Origin of the sequence: Catellatospora vulcania, from assembly GCF_009720385.1 — a bacterium.
Taxonomy (GTDB): domain Bacteria; phylum Actinomycetota; class Actinomycetes; order Mycobacteriales; family Micromonosporaceae; genus Catellatospora; species Catellatospora vulcania.
Genome location: NZ_WARX01000036.1, coordinates 90,095 through 106,396, shown reverse-complemented (window position 1 = coordinate 106,396; position 16,302 = coordinate 90,095). Strand labels below are relative to the sequence as shown.

The 16,302-nt window shown below is 72.1% G+C and carries 13 protein-coding genes and 1 pseudogene; 5 read left to right on the top strand and 9 right to left on the bottom strand.

Annotated elements, in window-relative coordinates:
* Positions 1-443 precede the first annotated feature (443 nt).
* Positions 444-803 carry a hypothetical protein gene (locus F6W97_RS38750; RefSeq protein WP_155375577.1) on the bottom strand — a complete coding sequence of 120 codons (360 nt, stop codon included), beginning with the start codon at positions 801-803 and terminating at the stop codon, positions 444-446.
* Between the two features lie 415 nt (positions 804-1,218).
* Between F6W97_RS38750 and F6W97_RS38745 the strand changes: the two genes are divergently transcribed.
* Positions 1,219-1,425, top strand: a complete 207-nt coding sequence (locus F6W97_RS38745; RefSeq protein ID WP_407924646.1) for a winged helix-turn-helix domain-containing protein — start codon at positions 1,219-1,221, stop codon at positions 1,423-1,425.
* A 113-nt stretch (positions 1,426-1,538) separates the two neighbouring features.
* On the opposite strand, the gene F6W97_RS38740 is transcribed toward F6W97_RS38745, so the two are convergent.
* Positions 1,539-3,362 carry a hypothetical protein gene (locus F6W97_RS38740; protein ID WP_155375575.1) on the bottom strand — a complete coding sequence of 608 codons (1,824 nt, stop codon included), beginning with the start codon at positions 3,360-3,362 and terminating at the stop codon, positions 1,539-1,541.
* Between the two features lie 165 nt (positions 3,363-3,527).
* Here F6W97_RS38740 and F6W97_RS38735 point away from each other — a divergent pair, with 165 nt between their 5' ends.
* Positions 3,528-5,312 (top strand): potassium channel family protein, encoded by a 1,785-nt coding sequence (locus tag F6W97_RS38735; RefSeq protein WP_155375574.1) that lies wholly within the window; start codon positions 3,528-3,530, stop codon positions 5,310-5,312.
* Here F6W97_RS38735 and F6W97_RS38730 read toward each other — a convergent pair.
* Both F6W97_RS38730 and F6W97_RS38725 read right to left on the bottom strand, forming a co-directional pair.
* Positions 5,224-6,042, bottom strand: a complete 819-nt coding sequence (locus tag F6W97_RS38730; protein ID WP_155375573.1) for a phospholipase A2 — start codon at positions 6,040-6,042, stop codon at positions 5,224-5,226. The two genes, F6W97_RS38735 and F6W97_RS38730, sit on opposite strands and share 89 nt — an antisense overlap.
* Positions 6,043-6,336: 294 nt before the next feature.
* A pseudogene (locus tag F6W97_RS38725) lies at positions 6,337-7,542 on the bottom strand (DUF4032 domain-containing protein); the annotation flags it as partial.
* A gap of 146 nt (positions 7,543-7,688) precedes the next feature.
* On the opposite strand from F6W97_RS38725, the gene F6W97_RS38720 reads away from it, so the two are divergent.
* The 3 genes from F6W97_RS38720 (at position 7,689) to F6W97_RS38710 (ending at position 11,370) form a co-directional block, all read left to right on the top strand.
* Positions 7,689-9,002, top strand: a complete 1,314-nt coding sequence (locus F6W97_RS38720; RefSeq protein ID WP_230687335.1) for a trypsin-like serine peptidase — start codon at positions 7,689-7,691, stop codon at positions 9,000-9,002.
* A 169-nt stretch (positions 9,003-9,171) separates the two neighbouring features.
* On the top strand, positions 9,172-9,846 hold the full coding sequence (locus tag F6W97_RS38715; RefSeq protein ID WP_155375570.1) for a phosphatase PAP2 family protein: 675 nt from the start codon (positions 9,172-9,174) through the stop codon (positions 9,844-9,846).
* Positions 9,847-10,158: 312 nt separating this feature from the next.
* Positions 10,159-11,370 carry an APC family permease gene (locus tag F6W97_RS38710; RefSeq protein WP_155375585.1) on the top strand — a complete coding sequence of 404 codons (1,212 nt, stop codon included), beginning with the start codon at positions 10,159-10,161 and terminating at the stop codon, positions 11,368-11,370.
* A 3-nt stretch (positions 11,371-11,373) separates the two neighbouring features.
* On the opposite strand, the gene F6W97_RS38705 is transcribed toward F6W97_RS38710, so the two are convergent.
* From F6W97_RS38705 to F6W97_RS38685, 5 genes are all read right to left on the bottom strand, one after another.
* Positions 11,374-12,219: a 1-aminocyclopropane-1-carboxylate deaminase/D-cysteine desulfhydrase gene (locus F6W97_RS38705; RefSeq protein WP_230687333.1), complete on the bottom strand. Its 846-nt coding sequence runs from the start codon at positions 12,217-12,219 to the stop codon at positions 11,374-11,376.
* 107 nt (positions 12,220-12,326) lie between these two features.
* Complete coding sequence (locus F6W97_RS38700) at positions 12,327-13,172, bottom strand: class II fructose-bisphosphate aldolase (protein ID WP_155375568.1); 846 nt, start codon at positions 13,170-13,172, stop codon at positions 12,327-12,329.
* The gene (gene nagA / locus F6W97_RS38695; protein ID WP_155375567.1) at positions 13,172-14,272 is read right to left on the bottom strand and encodes an N-acetylglucosamine-6-phosphate deacetylase; all 1,101 of its coding nucleotides are present in this window, start codon (positions 14,270-14,272) and stop codon (positions 13,172-13,174) included. Before nagA ends, F6W97_RS38700 begins: the two co-directional genes overlap by 1 nt.
* The gene (locus F6W97_RS38690; RefSeq protein WP_155375566.1) at positions 14,269-15,210 is read right to left on the bottom strand and encodes an ROK family protein; all 942 of its coding nucleotides are present in this window, start codon (positions 15,208-15,210) and stop codon (positions 14,269-14,271) included. Before F6W97_RS38690 ends, nagA begins: the two co-directional genes overlap by 4 nt.
* A gap of 40 nt (positions 15,211-15,250) precedes the next feature.
* Positions 15,251-16,162 (bottom strand): SIS domain-containing protein, encoded by a 912-nt coding sequence (locus F6W97_RS38685; protein WP_155375565.1) that lies wholly within the window; start codon positions 16,160-16,162, stop codon positions 15,251-15,253.
* Positions 16,163-16,302: the final 140 nt, after the last annotated feature.

Genomic DNA, 16,302 nt, shown 5'->3' with positions numbered 1-16,302 from the left:
CTCACCAACCCGATCACCGGCAAGCACCGCCAGCACCGCCCGATACCGCTGCTCAACTTTCGACAACTCCGTCAGCGCCAATCCCGGCCTCCGGACCACGCGATGCCCGCAAACATCACGCGATCAACAGGCCAAACTCAGCACCTGTCAAGCAGCTACTGGGACGCCGATGTCAAGCATCTACCGGGACAGCACATCCTCGCGCCCATCGGCTCTGTCGAAACTTTCCACACGAGGTCAAGGCGGCTCCGAAGCGCCGCGCCGGGCCCGGAACTGGGCCTCGGCGCTCTGCCTCCGGACGCGCCAGGCCGAGTTCGGCGTAACCATGCATTGGTCGCATCTAGCCGAGATCTTCTGTCGACCGTGTCAGTTTCTTCCGAATGCAGCCACAGCGAAGATGGCTGCGATCAGGTGCAGGGCAGTGGCGACGGCGAGGGCGGCGGTCATCGCTGCACCCCCAGTTCCAGCGGCTGGCTGGTGCAGCCCGCCGCGATGTCGGCCCCGGCGGCCAGCAGCATCGACAGATCGCGTGCGGCTTGTGCGGCCAACTCGTACGCGTCGCCCGTCTTGTCGCGGGAGTTGGCCATTTCAAGGTGGATCTGCGGGCCTTGACCTAGCCCGATGTCGACAATCTCGACAGTCAGGACGAGGGTCGGGCCGCATTTGATCTCGCCGATGAACGCGGTGTGGGCGAGGAGGCGGTCGAAGTGGTTGCGATCGCACCAGGTGGGGTGTCGGGGTGGAATGGCCGATTCGAAGGTGCCGAGCACGTTGACGACGTGCGGTTGGCTGGGATGTGACACTGCTTCTTACCTCCGGTCAATTCGGGGGAGTGGCGGCGCACCCGAGGTCCAAGTCGGGGTGTGCCGCTGCGTTACTTGCCCAACCTCTGTCACTGAGTGATAGTTAGTCGCGTCGCGAGCGGCCAATTTGGTCGCACCCGTCCAGTGAGCCGGCGTTGGCCACCCAACCGCGTACCTAAGTGCGCGGGGCACCCCGCCACGTCGTCACTCTGCTGTCGTGGCGGGGTGCCCCGTTGGGTGGCCGTGGGAGATCCGGCCACTGCTAAGCCCTCAAGCGCCAACCCGAGGACTAGTGAGCAACCTATCTCACTCAACTTATCTATATCAAGAGGCGCAGCATGCTCTGGCGGTAAGTGAGGTGAGTGCGGTACTACTGGGGGTGCCAACCCGAGGACGTGCCCCAATGCCTATGCCGATGAGTTCGACCGAGATCGCCGAGGACATCGCAGCCCGGATCAAGACGGGCGAGTATCCGCCCGGATCTCGGCTGCCCTCGTACGCGCAGCTGAAGGAGATCTATGCCCCCGTCTCGGTGGCGACGATCGCCCGGGTGATTCGCGACCTGCGTATTCGAGGAACGGTCGTGGGGTCGCCTGGTCGTGGGGTCTACGTGCCGGAGTAGCCGCTGGGCTAGCAAGGCCAGGCGAGACCCGGCCGACCTGCCAATACGGCGAAGGGGCGGATGCATGTCGCATCCGCCCCTTCTCATGTACGCCTGTCAGGCGAGCGCTTCGCTCACCCCAGGGGCAGCAGGCCCGCGGCGGTGCCGACCAGCGGCAGCCCGCGCAGCACCTCCATGGAGGTGGCCATGTTGCCCAGGATCGGCAGGTCGTTGATCAGCGGCAGGTTGCCCAGCAGGCCGCTGACGGGCAGGCCGCTCGCGCCGCCGGCACCGCCGGACAGGCCGCCGGTGAGGCTGCCGAGCAGCGGCAGCTCGCCCAGGCCGGGCAGCCCCGCCTCGGTGGTAGCCGACTCTGCGTACTCGGCGTCCTCGCCGGCGACCGGCCGCTCGGTGGCCCGGTGCCGTCCGACGTGCTGCGACGCGGGTGCGGGCAGCGTGGTCGGGCCGGTGAGCTGCTGGCCGGCCGGGAGCTGGGTGTCGACGACCGGAGCCGGGTTGAGCAGGTTGGCGCCGCGGCCCGGGCTCATGCCGTTCAGGCTGCCGGTGACCTTGCCGATGGCGTCGCCGACGATCGGCAGCGAGCCGACCACGGGCAGCGCGGTGCCGGGCTTGCCGCCCTGCACGATGCCGCCGGTGATCATGCCGCCGACGACGGGGAGCTTGGTGATGGTGTCCAGGCTCAGCTGGCCGTTGGCCAGGTCGCGTACGCCGGGCAGTTGCTTGGCGATGTCGCCGACGACCAGCAGGCCGTCCAGCGGGCCGCCGTTGCCCAGCACGTCGCCGAGGATCGGCAGCTTGTCGACGAACGGCAGGCCCTCGGGGTTGGTCATCCCCTCGGTGGCGAGCAGGTCGTCGGCGCTCTTGCGGCCCATCGCGTCGGCGATGAGCGCCGGCACGATCTGCGAGGTCGCGTCGGCGACCTGCCGGGACAGCGCCGGGTCGAGCGTGACGCCCTGGCTGTCGGACGGGTCGAGCGCGTCGACGTCGCCCAGCAGCGGGTCGGGCGTGCTCTGGCGCATCAGCATGTCGGACGGCATGCCGGTGGGCGCGCCGCCGACCCATTCGCCGAAGGTGTCCTGGGTGGCGTCGCCGGCCGGTGCGGGCGCGGGTGCGGGCTGGAGCCCGGCCACGTCGTTGGCCTCGCCGGTGAGGCCGCCGGTCAGGCCGCCCAGGGCGTCGCCGCCGGTGAGGCCGGTGAGGCTCGCCAGCGGGTCGGCGGCACGTCCGCCGCCGTTGAGGCCGCCGCTGAGCCCGCCGGTCAGGTCGCCGAGGCCGCCGGTGAGGCCGCCGAGCGGGCTGTCGCCGCCGGTCAGTCCACCGGTCAGCCCGCCGAGCGGGCTGCTGTCCCCGCCGCCGAGCAGGCCGCCGAGGGTGCCGCCGCCGTCGGTGCCGCCGAGCAGGCCGCCGGTGAGGCCGCCGAGCGGTCCGCTGGAGAGGCCGTCGAGCGGGCTGCCGCCGGGCTGGCCGCCGATCAGGCTGCCGAGCGGTCCGCCGGAGAGCATGCCGGTGACGCCGTCCAGGCCCGGCAGGTTCTCCTCCTTGGAGGTGCCGTTGAGCAGGCCGCTCGTGCTGTTGAGCAGGTCGGTGCTCGGCAGCGCGCGGGTCAGGTCCGGTGCCTTGCCGGTGAGTGAGATGTTCTGCACTCCGGGTGCGTACGCGGTGACGCCGAAGTCGCCGGAGCCCCGTGTGATCGAAAGGGGCCCGTTGTCGAGCAGCCCTGCGTTCAGCCTCGTGTCGGGCATGTCGATCGACAGGCCGAGGTTGTGCAGGCCGCCCGTCGGGGAGAAGAGATCGGCGACCAGCCCTCGCATGGCCTGAAGATCGGCGGTCGGCTGGGCCTCGGTGACCGTTTCAGCGTGCGCGACGCCATTGCCGAGAAGCATGACGCCGCCCGCCACGCCCACGACGCCGACGGCACGGTAGAACCACTTGTTCATGTCCATCCATTCGATTGCTGACCGGTGCACCCCGAAACGCAGGGTGCTGCTTGGTGCACTCGTCTGAAGGAGCAACGACCAAAAGGGGCATATCGTCGCGGGAAAGGCATCTCTGGCGATCCCTCAGGGGTGGTACGGGTGGTGCGCGGTCGATAGCATCCGGGCGTGCTGACCCCCTCCTCGGTCGTGGCCAACCTCCGCCGTGCCCGCAACAACCACTTCGTCATCAACGGCTCCGACGGCCTGGCGTACCGCCTCGCGGAGCAGTTGACCACGCGCTACGGCGTGGACGTGGTGGTGTTGATGAGCGGCGAACAGCGGCGCGACGCGCGCGATTTCAGCGAGCTGCCCCGGGTGCGCGTCGTCGTGGTCGACCGCGTCGACGAACGTGCCCTGGTCAAGGCCGACGTCGCCACGGCGATCGGGCTGGCGCTCACCGTCCAGGACGACGTCGGCAACATCCACGTCGCGCTGCAGGCCCGTGATCTGGTGCCGGGGCTGCGGCTGGTGGTCCGGATGTACAACTCCCATCTCGGCCGCGGCATCGAGGAGCTGCTAGGCAACGCCCGGGTGCTGTCCGACGCCGAGATCGCGTCGCCCGCTCTGGTCGCGATCGCGCTCGACGAGGTCAACGCGGTGCCGCTGCCGGTCGGCGGCCGTACCCTCGTGGTCGCCCGGCGGGCCGACGTGACGCCCGACGACGTGGTCTGCGGGCTGGTGGACACCACGACCGGGGGCACCGCGCCGGACCTGCTGCCCGCCGACCCCGGCCGGGCCGACCTGGTGCTGGCCGAGGCGCGGGTGAGCAGCGGGGTGGCCGACAGCGTCGCCGACACGGTGACCACCGTCGCGCGTACCGTGCGGCGCAACGCGCGACGCTGGCGGCTGCCCGCGGTCGTCGACACCGCGAAGACGCTGATCTCACGCCAGTTCCGCATCGCGGTCGCGGTGGTGCTGCTGATCCTGGTCGGCGCGGGCTTCGCGTTCGCGCGCACCCGGCCGGAGGTCGCCTCGTTCTGGGACGGCGTATACGTCACGCTGGTCAACGCGCTCGGCGGCCCGCAGCTCGACGCGGACATCCCCGGCTGGCAGCAGGTGCTGCAACTGCTCGTCGCGCTGGCCGGGCTGGCCCTGGTGCCGTTGATCACGGCCATGGTCGTCGAGGGCGCGGTCAACGCCCGGCTCGCCGTGGCGCAGGGGCGGCTGCGGCTGCCCGAGGAGGGCCACATCGTGCTGGTCGGCCTGGGCAACGTCGGCACCCGCGTGCTGCGGCTGCTCTACGACCGGGACATCCCGCTGGTCGCGATCGACGTCAAGGAAGAGGCGCGGGGTGTGCCGCTGGCCCGCGAGCTCGGCGTACCGCTGATCATCGGCGACGCGAGCCGGGAGAGCACGCTGCGCTCGGCCCACGTGCAGAACTGCCGCGCGCTGATGACGCTGGCCAGCAACGACGTCATCAACCTGGAGGCGGCGCTGCACGGCCGCAACCTGCAGCCGAAGCTGCGGGTGCTGGTCCGGCTGTTCGACGGCGACCTCGCCGCCCGGGTGCGCAAGACGTTCAGCATCCGGTTCACTCGGAGCGTGTCCTACCTGGCCGCCCCGGCCTTCGCCGAGGCGCTGATGGAACGCGAGGTCATCGGGACCATCTCGGTCGAGCGGCGGGTGCTGCTGGTCGCGGAGGTCGTGGTCGGCACGGGCTCACCGCTCGTCGGGCAGCGGGTGGCCGTGGCGGACATCGCCGGGGCGGTACGCGTGATCGCGCTGGCCGAGTTCGGAGAGCCCCGACCGCTGTGGCGGCCCGCCCCCAACCGGGTGCTCCAGGCGCGCGACCGGATCACCGTGGTGGCCAGCCGCGACGGGCTCAGCCGGCTGATGCGCCAGGCCGCCGGAAACGGGGCAGACGACGACGCGGACCCGGTCGAGCAGGGAGCAGGCGCGACCGCGCCGTGACCAGGCAGCCGCCACCGGCCAGGGCCAGCAGCACCAGGCCCGCGGTGCGCGGCAGGCCGGACGTGTCGACCGGCGGCCCGGAGACCTGACGCCAGGAGTTGAAGCCCACCCCGGCGGCGAACAGGGCGACGGTCGCGTCGCAGCTGCCCGGGGTGGAGTCGGCGACGCACTGCACGCGCAGGTCATGGTCGAGCAGCACGTCGATCTCGGCGCGGGCCGTGGAGTCCAGGGGCGCGCCCCGGCGCTGCGCGTACCGCAGCAGGTCGTAGCCGAAGTCGTGCGCCTTGCATGCGACGGCGAAGTCGAACGGGCGACCCTCGCCGGGCACCGAGCACGAGCCGTCCGGGTTGATCACCCGCAGGGAGCCGTCGGCCAGCCGTGCGGTGGCCGGGGTGTAGTTCATGACCTGCGCGAAGTCCTCCGGCACGGCGGAGAGGTCGCCGGCCGGGAGCGCGTGGATCATGCGGGTCGCGGCGGCGTCCGCGCCGACCTGCGCGTTGCCGGGCGTCGCGACGGTCAGCGCCGCGGCGATGCCGACACCGAGCACCAGCAGCGAACGCAGCCAGCCCGGCAGCGGCCGGCGGTCGGCGGTCGGCACGCGGCGGTCGGCGGCCGGCACGCGGCGGCCGGTGGACGGCGTCCGGCGTGACCCGGCGTGGGCCTGGCCGTCGGATCCGGCCCGGTCGGCGGTGAGCCTGGCGAGGGCGGCCAGGCGCGTCCGTGATCGCATCGTCGCGACCCTTTCGCTGTGCACGGCCCGGCGGGGTGGCACGCCGCTCGGCAGAGCGGCGCGTCCGGACCGAGCGGCCACGCTACCTGCGGTTTTGCTGATCGCCCAGCCTCGTCACCCACGCGAGTTTTATAGACGTTGGCCTATTAGATCGAGAATTTGTAGATCGAACTCGATGTAATAGGCCAACGTCAATGCAAAACGGGGGCGCCGTCAGCGGGCGGCGGGGTCCGGGTCCTCGTCCTCGGTGATGTCGTCGTCGGGGATGAGGTCGGGGTCGGGTTCCTCGTCGGGGTCGTACCCGAGCACGGCCTGCTCGTCAGGGCGGTGCACCAGCACGTTGTTGAGGAACGACTGCACCGCGGGCGCGAGGCCCATGTCCCGGCCGGCGTTCTCGCTCAGCGTCCACCGGTGCTCGATGATCTGCACGAACAGCTCCGGCGGCTCCAGCTTGCCGCGCAGGTGCGGCGGGACCGCGCGGATCACCGGCTCGAACACCTCGGTCAGCCAGCGGTGCGCGGCCTGCGACTCGTCGGGCAGGTCCTCGGACTCGGCCCGGTACGCGTCGAGGTCGTTGAGCAGCGCGCGGGCCTGGTTCTCCTCGGCGTCGAGGCCGGTCAGGCGCAGCAGGCGGCGGGTGTGGTGGCCGGCGTCGACGACCTTCGGGCGCAGCATGATGCTGCGGTGCCCGCCCTCCTCGACGACGGACATCGACACCTCCTCGACGTCGAAGCCGAGTTCGTTGAGGCGGCGGATGCGCTTGTCCATCTGGCGGCGGGTGTCGGTCTCGACGGCCTGCTCGTGGGTCAGCTCGTGCCACAGCGTCTCGTAGCGGCGGACCACCTCGTCGGAGACGTGCTCGGGGTCGATGCCGTCGTGCAGGAAGCCCGCGGCCTGCAGGTCCAGCGCCTCGCCGAAGATGTTGGTGCGGGCGATCTCCAGGTCCTCGCCGCGCTGGCCGGGGGACAGCCGCAGGTGCAGCTGACCGGTCTCGGCATCGACGAGGTACGCGGCGAACGCGCCGGCGTCGCGGCGGAACAGGGTGTTGGACAGCGAGCAGTCGCCCCAGAAGAAGCCGAGCAGGTGCATCCGCACCAGCAGCGCGGCGAGCGCGTCCAGCAGCCGGTTCATGGTGTCGGGGCGCAGCGTGTGCGAGAACAGCGCCCGGTACGGCAGGGAGAACTTGAGATGCCGGGTGACCAGCACCGGTTCCAGGTGCTCGCCGTCGGCGGCGATCCGGTCGGCGACGATCGCGACCGCCTCGACGGACGGGGCGCTGATCCGTTCCAGTGCGCGGAGCAGGTCGTACTCCCGCTCGGCGATCTTCTCGCGGGTCTCCTTCACGGCGTACACGGTGCCCTGGAGTTTGACGAAGCGGACCACGTGCCGCGAGATGCCCTGGGGCAGGGCGACCAGGTGGTCGGCCGGCCACTCCTCCAGTGGAGTGGACCAGGGTAAATCGATCAGGGCAGGGTCGACGAGCGCCGAAGTGATCCGCACGCGAACAGCCTACGGATTCGCCTACAGCTGCCGCGAATCCTCTTTTCGGCCGAGGCACCGGCCGCAGCGCTGCGTCGTTGCACGTAGGGAGCTTGTCCGGAGTCGTTCAGGAGGCTGGTCGCATGCGCCGTACGGTCGCGCTGGTGATGGGAATCTCTGCCGTGTTGGCGCTCACCTCGGCAGCGGGCGCCGCGGTGCTCGGTGAAGGATCCCCGCCCGCCGCAGGGCCGGATGACGCCCGATCGATGATCACGGCGGTGCAGTCCGCCGAGCCGGTGGCCGTACCGCCGGCGGCTGCCGGGGCCGGCGCTCCGGTCACCAGGAGGGGCGGCCAGGACGCGGTGCCGCAGCAGACCGGCCGGGCCGAGGCGGGACGGGTCGAGTCCACGCACGCGGTGCTCGGCTACCTCGACGCGGACCGCAGCGCCACGCTGCGTTACCCCGGTGCCGAGTACGTGAAGGTGCACTTCTCGCAGTTGCTGCTGCTGCCCGGCGACTACCTGACGGTCAGCGACCCGAAGCGCGCCGAGGTGCACCGCATCGACGGCGACGCGGTCGGCTCGGTGCTCGGCAGCGCGGGCCGCTGGGCCATGTCGGTCACCGGGGACACCGCGCTGGTCGAGCTGCACAGCTCGAACCTGGACCTGCTCGGGCTGGGCGGCACGGTGGCCCGGCTCGGCGTCGTGATCGACAAGGTGAGCCGTGGGCACACCGAGCCGGAGCGGGCCGCAGCCTCGGAGTCGTACCAGCGGGCCAAGCGGGAAGCCGCACGCACCGGCCGGGAGGAGACCATCTGCGGCTCCGACCAGAAGGCCGACGCGGTCTGCTACCGCACCACGGAGCCGGTGGTCTACCGGCGCGCCAAGGCCGTGGCCCGGATGCTCATCGGCGGCGTCGAGCTGTGCACCGCCTGGCGGGTCGGGCCGCGCAACCTGCTGCTGACCAACAACCACTGCGTCGCCGACAAGAGCGAGACCAGCGACGTCGAGGTGTGGTTCAACTACCAGTGCGCCGAGTGCGGCGGGTACGACGTGTTCCGGCCGACCAAGGTGTGGCTGAGCGAGCTGATCGCCACGGACCGCACGCTGGACTTCAGCCTGTTCTCGGTGACCGACTTCCCGCTGGTGGAGAAGTTCGGCTACCTGGAGTTGGACCTGCGTCGCCCGGAGAAGGGCGAGGAGCTGTACATCCCGCAGCACCCGGCCGGCGCGCCGGCGATGGTGGCGATCGCCAGTGACCGGGACCGGGCCGGCAACTGCGCGGTGGAGGACAGCGACTACGACGGGTACGCCAAGGACACCGACGTCTCCTACTACTGCGACACCGAGGGCGGCTCGTCCGGCTCACCGGTGCTGTCCCGGCGTACGGACAAGGTCATCGCGCTGCACCACTTCGGCGGGTGCCCGAACTCGGGCGTACGCATGGAACTGATCGGCAAGAAGCTCGCCGAACTGCTCTGAGCTGAGCTCCGCTCCGGCAAGACCCGAAGGAAGGGCACCTTCTTATCGCTATGCGTATAAGAAGGTGCCCTTCTTAACCCTCGCGCCGTGACGTGGCGGAGATGTGCGGGGTCGTGCGGGGCCGGTGCAGGTGTGCCAGGTCGCGGGGCCGGTCAGGCATAGTGGGCCGGTGCGGATTCCGACGCGGCGGTTGAGCCGGTTCGACAGCTGGTGGTGGGACGTCGCCCTGGTGGCGGTGCTGGTGCTGATCACGGCACTGGCGGCGCGCGGTGCGACCGAAGGGCTGGACCTGGGCGTACGCGACTGGGTGCAGAGCCACCAGCCGGGCTGGGCGCATGTCGTCGCGCGGGTGCTGAACTTCCTCGGGCAGGGCTGGCTGGTGATGTGGATCATCACGGGCGGGCTGACGGTGACGCTGCTCGTGCGAACCAGGGACCTGCGGGTGCTGCTGCCCGGGTTGACCGGGTTCGTGCTGACGTACCTCACGATCGGGCCGCTGAAGCTGTGGACGCACCGGGACGCGCCGAGCAGCGCCCTGCCGAACGCGGTGGAGCTGTTCAACCCGCTGGCGGTGGCGTACTCGAACTCGTATCCGTCCGGGCACGTGGTCAACGCGATCGTGTGGTGGGGCGTGATCGTCATCCTGGCCTCGCGGCTGTGGCGGCTGCCGCCGACGCTGGTGCGCTGGATGCGGGTCGCGCCGCCGGTGATCGTGCTGTGCACGACGACGTACCTGTCGCACCACTGGGTCACCGACGGCCTCGCCGCGCTGGCCCTGGGCCTGCTCCTGGACCGGATCATCCACCGGATCGACTGGGACGCGATCCTGCCGCCCACCCGCTGACCCGGGTCCGCGCGGGCCGTGCGCCGCCGCGCTGCCGTGCGCCGCGCTGCCGTGCGCCGCGCTGCCGTGCGCTGGCTGCCGTCAAGATCGCTGTTTCGTGTCGAAAACTGCGGTCGAGCGCTGGATTTCGACACGAAACAGCGATCTTGACAGGGGACGGCTGACCGGCCGGCGCCCGCCGCAGCGGAGGACGCGCTGACCTCGCGGTTCGCGGGGTGAGGGTTGAGAAGGCGCCCCTCCTATACACATAGCGTTAAGAAGGTGCCCTTCCTTTCTTCAATGGGGGCGGGCTAGCCTGCGGGCGTGAACTCGATGTTGGTGCGGCGGCTGGGGTTCGGCGACGCCGTCGTCATCGGGCTGGGGGCGATGCTCGGCGCGGGCGTGTTCGTGGTGTGGGGGCCGGCTGCGGCCGCCGCGGGCACGAGCGGGGCGCTGCTGACGGCGCTGCTGATCGCAGCGGTGGTGGCGGGGTGCAACGCGACCGGTTCGGCGCGGCTGGCCGCCCGGTATCCCGAGTCCGGCGGCACCTACGTGTACGGGCGCGAGCAGCTCGGCGCGTTCACCGGGTTCCTGGCGGGCTGGGCGTTCGTCATCGGCAAGACGGCGAGCTGCGCGGCGATGGCGCTGACCATCGGGTACTACCTGTGGCCGGCGTACGCGCGGCCGGTCGCGGTCGCCGCGGTCGTGGTGCTGACTCTGATCAACATTCGGGGCGTCACGAAGACGGCCGCCGCGACCCGGATCCTTGTCGCGATCACGCTGCTGGTGCTGGTCACGGCTGTGGCGGTCGGGCTGTGGGGCGGCGGTGCGCCGGAGGCCGGGGCGGCCGGGCCGGCGGGGCCGTTCAGTGCGGCGGGGCTGCTGTTCTTCGCGTTCGCCGGGTACGCCCGGATCGCCACGCTGGGCGAGGAGGTCCGCGACCCGGCCCGGACCATTCCACGGGCCGTGCCGGTGGCCCTGGGCGTGGTGCTGGCCGTGTATCTCGTGGTCGCGCTGGTCTGCCTGTCGGTGCTCGGCATGCCGGCGCTGGCCAGGTCCACCGCGCCGCTGGCCGACGTGGTCGCCGCGGCCGGCGTGTCCGGCCTGGTGCCGGTCGTGCGGGTCGGTGCGGGCGTCGCGGTGTGCGGGGTGCTGCTCAGCCTGCTGGCCGGGGTAGGCCGGACGATCCTGGCCATGGCGCGGCGCAGTGACCTGCCGCGGCGACTGTCCGCGGTGCACGGCCGCTACGCGACCCCGTGGCTCGCCGAGCTGGCCGTCGCCGCGGTGATCATCGTGGTGGTGCTGGCCGCGGACGTGCGCGGCGCGATCGGGTTCTCCAGCGTCGCGGTGCTGACCTACTACGCGATCACCAACGCGGCCGCGTGGACGCTCGGCGGGCCGAAGCACCTGCGGGCGACGGCGGCGCTGGGGCTGATCGGCTGCGTCGTGCTCGCGATGACCCTGCCCGAGCCGACGGTGCTGGCCGGTGCGGGGATGCTCGCCGCCGGCGTGCTTGCCTACGCCGTCGGCCGCCGCAAGGGCTGACGCTCAGAGCGCCGGCGCCACTCCGGTGATGACCGCGGCGAGGCGGGTGCCCGGCGCGAACTCGCCTCGTGCGGCCAGGTCGAAGAGGGCGGCGAGCATCTTGCCGGTGTAGACCGGATCCAGGGCCAGGCTGTGGCGGCGGTGGAAGTCGGCGACGAAAGCGTCGAGTTCCGCGGTGCGTTTCGCATACCCGCCGAAGTGGTGGTCCAGGTCGATCCGCCAGTTGGCGGTCGGTGCGCCGAACGCCTGGCGCTGCAGCTCGGTCACCTCGTCGGTGAGGAAACCCGCGCCCTTGAGCACGGCGACCCCGAGCGCACGACGGTCGCCGGTCAGGCCGCCCGCGAGGCCGGCCAGGGTGCCGCCGGTGCCGACCGGGCAGCAGAGCACGTCGAACTCGGCGTCGATCTCGGCGGGCAGTTCCGCGCAGCCGCGCACCGCGAGCGCGTTGCTGCCGCCTTCCGGGATCACGTAGCAATCGCCCCAGACCTGCTTCAGTTCGGCGAGCACGGGGTCGGTGTGCTTGCGGCGGTAGGTCTCCCGGTCGAGGTAGGACAGGGTCATGCCCTGGGCGGCGGCGTACGCCAGGGACGGGTTGAGCGGCAGGTGCTGCTCGCCGCGCACGATGCCCACGGTCCGCAACCCGTGGCGGCGTCCCGCGGCCGCGACGGCCCGCAGATGGTTGGAGTACGCCCCACCGAAGGTCAGCAGCGTGCCGTACCCCTGCTCCCGCGCCGCCACCAGGTTGTACTTGAGCTTGCGCCACTTGTTGCCGGGCAGCTCCGGGTCCATCAGGTCGTCGCGCACCAGCAGCATGGTCACCCCGGCCCGGTCGAGCCGCTCGTCACGCACGCGCTGCGCGACCAGCCCCGCGCGACGATCTTGCGCGAACTGTTGCCGATCGGTCCGGTCTGAGTGTGTCATCCCCACCGTCCGCGCAAGATCGTCTTGGTGGTGGGTCAGAGCAGGGTGAGGAAGTGCTGGACCGTCGCGGACATGGCATCGCGGGCCGGGCGCAGGTATTTGCGCGGGTCCACGAGTTTCGGGTCGGCGGACAGCACCTCGCGGACCGCGGTGGTGGCGGCGATGTTCAGCGCCGTGCCGATGTTGATTTTGACGAGGCCGCCGCGGACGGCGCGGCGCAGCTCGGCGTCGCCGACACCGGACGAGCCGTGCAGCACCAGGGGGACCGTGACGGCCTGCTTCAGGGCGGCGATCAGGTCGTGGTCGAGGGCGGCGTCGCGGCTGGTCATCGCGTGCGACGAGCCGACCGCGACGGCGAGCGCGTCGACGCCGGTCTCGGCGACGTAGGCGGCCGCCTCGGCCGGGTCGGTGCGCGCGCCGGGAGCGTGCGCGCCCAGCGGCGGTGCGCCGTCCTTGCCGCCGACGGTGCCCAGCTCGCTCTCCAGCCACAGCCCGTGCCCGTGGCAGAACTGCGCCGCGGCCCTGGTCGCGGCCACGTTCTGGCCGTACGGCAGGGTCGAGGCGTCGAACATGACCGACGAGAAGCCGTGTTCGGGGGCCTGGTGCAGCAGCGCCGCCGACTCCACGTGGTCCAGGTGCAGCGCCACGTCCACCGCGGCCAGCTCGGCGACGGCGCGGGCGGCGGCGGTGACCGGGCCGAGCCGTCCGCCGTGGAACTTCACCGCGTTCTCGCTGATCTGCAGGATGACCGGCCGGCCCGCGGCGGCCGCCCCGGCGGTGATCGCCTCGGCGTGCTCCAGGGTGATGACGTTGAACGCGGCGACGCCGGTCCCGGCCGCGGCCGCCTCGGCGACCAGCTTGCCGGTGGACACCAGGGCCATCAGATCCACTCTCCCGACTTCATGACGCGTACGACGTGCATGTCGGCGTCCAGTTCGACCAGGTCGGCGCGCAGGCCGGGGCGCAGCGCGCCCAGCTCGGCGGACAGGCCGATCGCGCGGGCGGGGGTGGTCGCCGCCATCGCCGCCACGTCCGTGATGGACAGGCCCGCGCCGAGCGCCTGGCGCGCCGCGGCGTCCATGGTCAACGTGCTGCCGGCGATGCTGCCGTCGCGGGCCAGCCGGGCCACCCGGTCGGCGACGGTGACGGCCAGGCCGCCCAGGTCGTACTCGCCGTCGGGCATACCGGCAGCGGCCATCGCGTCGGTGATCAGCGCGGCCCGCGCGCTGCCCGCGCTGTGCGCCGCGAAGGCCAGCGTGCCGTCGTGCAGGTGCACGCCGTCGGCGACCAGCTCGCAGACGACGGCGGGGGAGTCCAGCAGCGCCACGATCGGGCCCGGCTCGCGGTGGTGCACCGGGCGCATGCCGTTGAACAGGTGCGTGCCGACCGTCGCACCGGCCTCGACCGCGGCCATGACCTCGGCGTACGTCCCGTCGGTGTGCCCGACCGCGGCGACCACGCCGTGCTCGGCCAGCAGCCGGATCGCGTCCAGCGCACCGGCCCGCTCCGGCGCGATGGTGACCATGCGCAGCGTGCCGTCGGCGATCTTGATGATCTCGGTCAGCTCGTCGAGCGACGGGTCGCGCAGGAACTCCGGGTTCTGCGCGCCGCAGCGCGCGTGCGACAGGTACGGCCCCTCGAAGTGCACCCCGGCCAGCACGCCCTCGGCGACCAGCGGCGCGTACGCCAGCACCGCGTCGCGCATCAGCTCGAACGGCGACGAGACCAGGCTCGCCAGCAGCGTGGTCGAACCGTGGCGCAGGTGGAACGCGGCCGCCTCACGGGCCGCCGCGGCGTCGCCGGTGGTGAAGGTGAAACCACCGCCGCCGTGGGTGTGGATGTCCACGAACCCGGGCAGGATCCACCGGTCCGCAGCCGCCGTGCCGGGCTCGATTGCCGCGATACGGTCGCCGTCCACCTGGAGGGAACCCAGGACGACGCCGTCGGGGGTGACGATCCGTCCGCTGACTCGCTCGCTCATGCCTGCTCCTCGCTGCGCTCGATCAGGTCCAGGGCGATCAGGGCAGCCCCGAGGCTGCCGGACTCGTCGCCCAGTTCGGCGCGCACGATCTCCGGTACGCGGTGGAAGGTGACCTTCTTGCCCAGCGCGTCGCGCAGCGGGGCGAGCAGGGCCTCGCCGGACTCGGCCAGGCCGCCGCCGATGACGACGAGTTCCGGGTCGTACAGCGCCTGGCCGGTGAGCAGACCGTCGGCGAGCGCGTCGACGGTCTCCGCCCACACCTGGTCGGCGTGCCTGTCGGCGCCCAGCCGCCCGGCGACCTGCGCCGCGGTGGCGGGGCTGCCCGCGAGTTCGGCGTAGCGGCGCTCGACGGCGCTGGCCGAGGCCACCGCCTCCAGGCAGCCGCGCTGGCCGCAGCCGCAGAGCGGGCCGCCGGGGCGTACCACGATGTGGCCGATCTCCCCGGCCGCGCCGTGCGCGCCCGTCATGACCGTGCCGTCGACGACGTGGGCGGCGGCGATGCCGGTGCCGATGGGCATCACCAGCACGTGCCTGCGCCCGCGGCCCGCGCCGAGCCGGGCCTCGGCCAGGCCGCTGGCCCGCACGTCGTGGCCGACCGCGGTGGGCAGGCCGGTGCGCTCGCCGACCGCGTGGCGCAGCGGCACGTCCCGGAAGCCGATGTTCGACGAGTACGTCGCGATGCCGTTGGCCTCGTCGACGATGCCCGGCACGACCACGCCCGCCCCGACCGGCCGCCAGCCGCGCTGGGCGGCGGTCGCGGCCAGTCCCGCGGCGACGTCGAGGATGGTGCCGAGCACCGCCTGCGGCCCGCGCTCGCGGCCGGTGGCGTGGCGCTCGGTGTGGCGTACCCGGTGGGCGACGTCGACCAGGGCGCACTTCATACCGGTGCCGCCGACGTCGATGGAGACGACGACATCATCGGGCTGGTGGGCAGTCATGCTGTTTCCTCCGGGCCGGTGCCGATCGGGTTCGGCTGACTCATGACAGCACTACCGAGCGGGTCAGGTGGCGCGGGGTGTCGGGGTTCAGGCCCTTGTGCCCGGCCAGCGCCACGGCGAAACGCTGCGCGACTACCAGGTGGGCCAGCGGGTCGAGCGACGGGTCGTGCACGAAGGTCGCGCCGGTCGCCTCGACGTCCTCGCGCAGGCCCGGCGGGACCTCGCCGAAGGCCCACACGGCGCGGCCGGTGGTGCTGATCGAGATGGGGCCGTGCCGGAAGTCCATCGCCGGGTACGCCTCGGTCCAGAACGTCGCCGCCTCGCGGCACTTCAGCGCGGCCTCCTGGGCCAGGCCGTTGGTCCAGCCCCGGCCCACGAAGGTGACCTGCTCGATCGTCGCCGGGTCGAGCGGCAGCGGCAGGTCGAGCGCGCGCTGCGCGTCGTCGGCGGCCTGGGCCAGGTCCTCGCCGAGCGAGGCGCGCAGCAGGATGAGCGCGCTGGTGGCGAAGCGGGTCTGTACCACGGACCGCTCGTCGGCCCAGGGCAGCGCGATCACGTCGCGGGCCAGCGTCACCGCCGGGGTGTCCACGTCGCCGACCAGCACCGTGCTCCGGTCACCGGCCTTGCGCAGGATGTCGAGGACCTCGGTGGTGGTGCCGGACCGGGTGATCGCGATGATCCGGTCATAGGGCCGCTCGACGGGACTGCCATTCCGGTTCCCGGCCAAACGAGTTGCCGGGAACTCGCTGCCCGCGAAGGCGTCGGTCTCGCCCTGGCCGGCGGCCTCGCGCAGCGCGGCGTACGCCATGGCCATGAACCAGGAGGTGCCGCAGCCGACGACGGCGACGCGCTCGCCGGGGCGGGGCAGCGCTCCGGTCACCTCGGCGGCCTGGGCCGCCGCCCGTCGCCAGAGGTCAGGCTGGCTGTTGATCTCTTCGGCGACGTACGTCATGAGGTGGGCTCCTCCAAGCAGGCGTGCGCGTAACGGCTCGAAAGTACGGGTTTTCGCGCGCTATTCTGCGTGACGCCTGGGGCGATGGCAACTCAAGAGTCACATACGCGCAGCACATCGCGTTGCATGGGCGGGTTTCG

Coding starts and splice junctions, on each gene's coding strand:
- F6W97_RS38700 (WP_155375568.1), bottom strand. CDS start 13,172: ATGGCCCTGGTGTCCACCGGCAAGCTGGTCGCCGAGGCGGCCGCGGCC.
- F6W97_RS38740 (WP_155375575.1), bottom strand. CDS start 3,362: ATGAACAAGTGGTTCTACCGTGCCGTCGGCGTCGTGGGCGTGGCGGGC.
- F6W97_RS38685 (WP_155375565.1), bottom strand. CDS start 16,162: ATGACGTACGTCGCCGAAGAGATCAACAGCCAGCCTGACCTCTGGCGA.
- F6W97_RS38690 (WP_155375566.1), bottom strand. CDS start 15,210: ATGACTGCCCACCAGCCCGATGATGTCGTCGTCTCCATCGACGTCGGC.
- F6W97_RS38730 (WP_155375573.1), bottom strand. CDS start 6,042: ATGCGATCACGGACGCGCCTGGCCGCCCTCGCCAGGCTCACCGCCGAC.
- F6W97_RS38745 (WP_407924646.1), top strand. CDS start 1,219: ATGAGTTCGACCGAGATCGCCGAGGACATCGCAGCCCGGATCAAGACG.
- F6W97_RS38710 (WP_155375585.1), top strand. CDS start 10,159: ATGTTGGTGCGGCGGCTGGGGTTCGGCGACGCCGTCGTCATCGGGCTG.
- F6W97_RS38720 (WP_230687335.1), top strand. CDS start 7,689: ATGGGAATCTCTGCCGTGTTGGCGCTCACCTCGGCAGCGGGCGCCGCG.
- nagA (WP_155375567.1), bottom strand. CDS start 14,272: ATGAGCGAGCGAGTCAGCGGACGGATCGTCACCCCCGACGGCGTCGTC.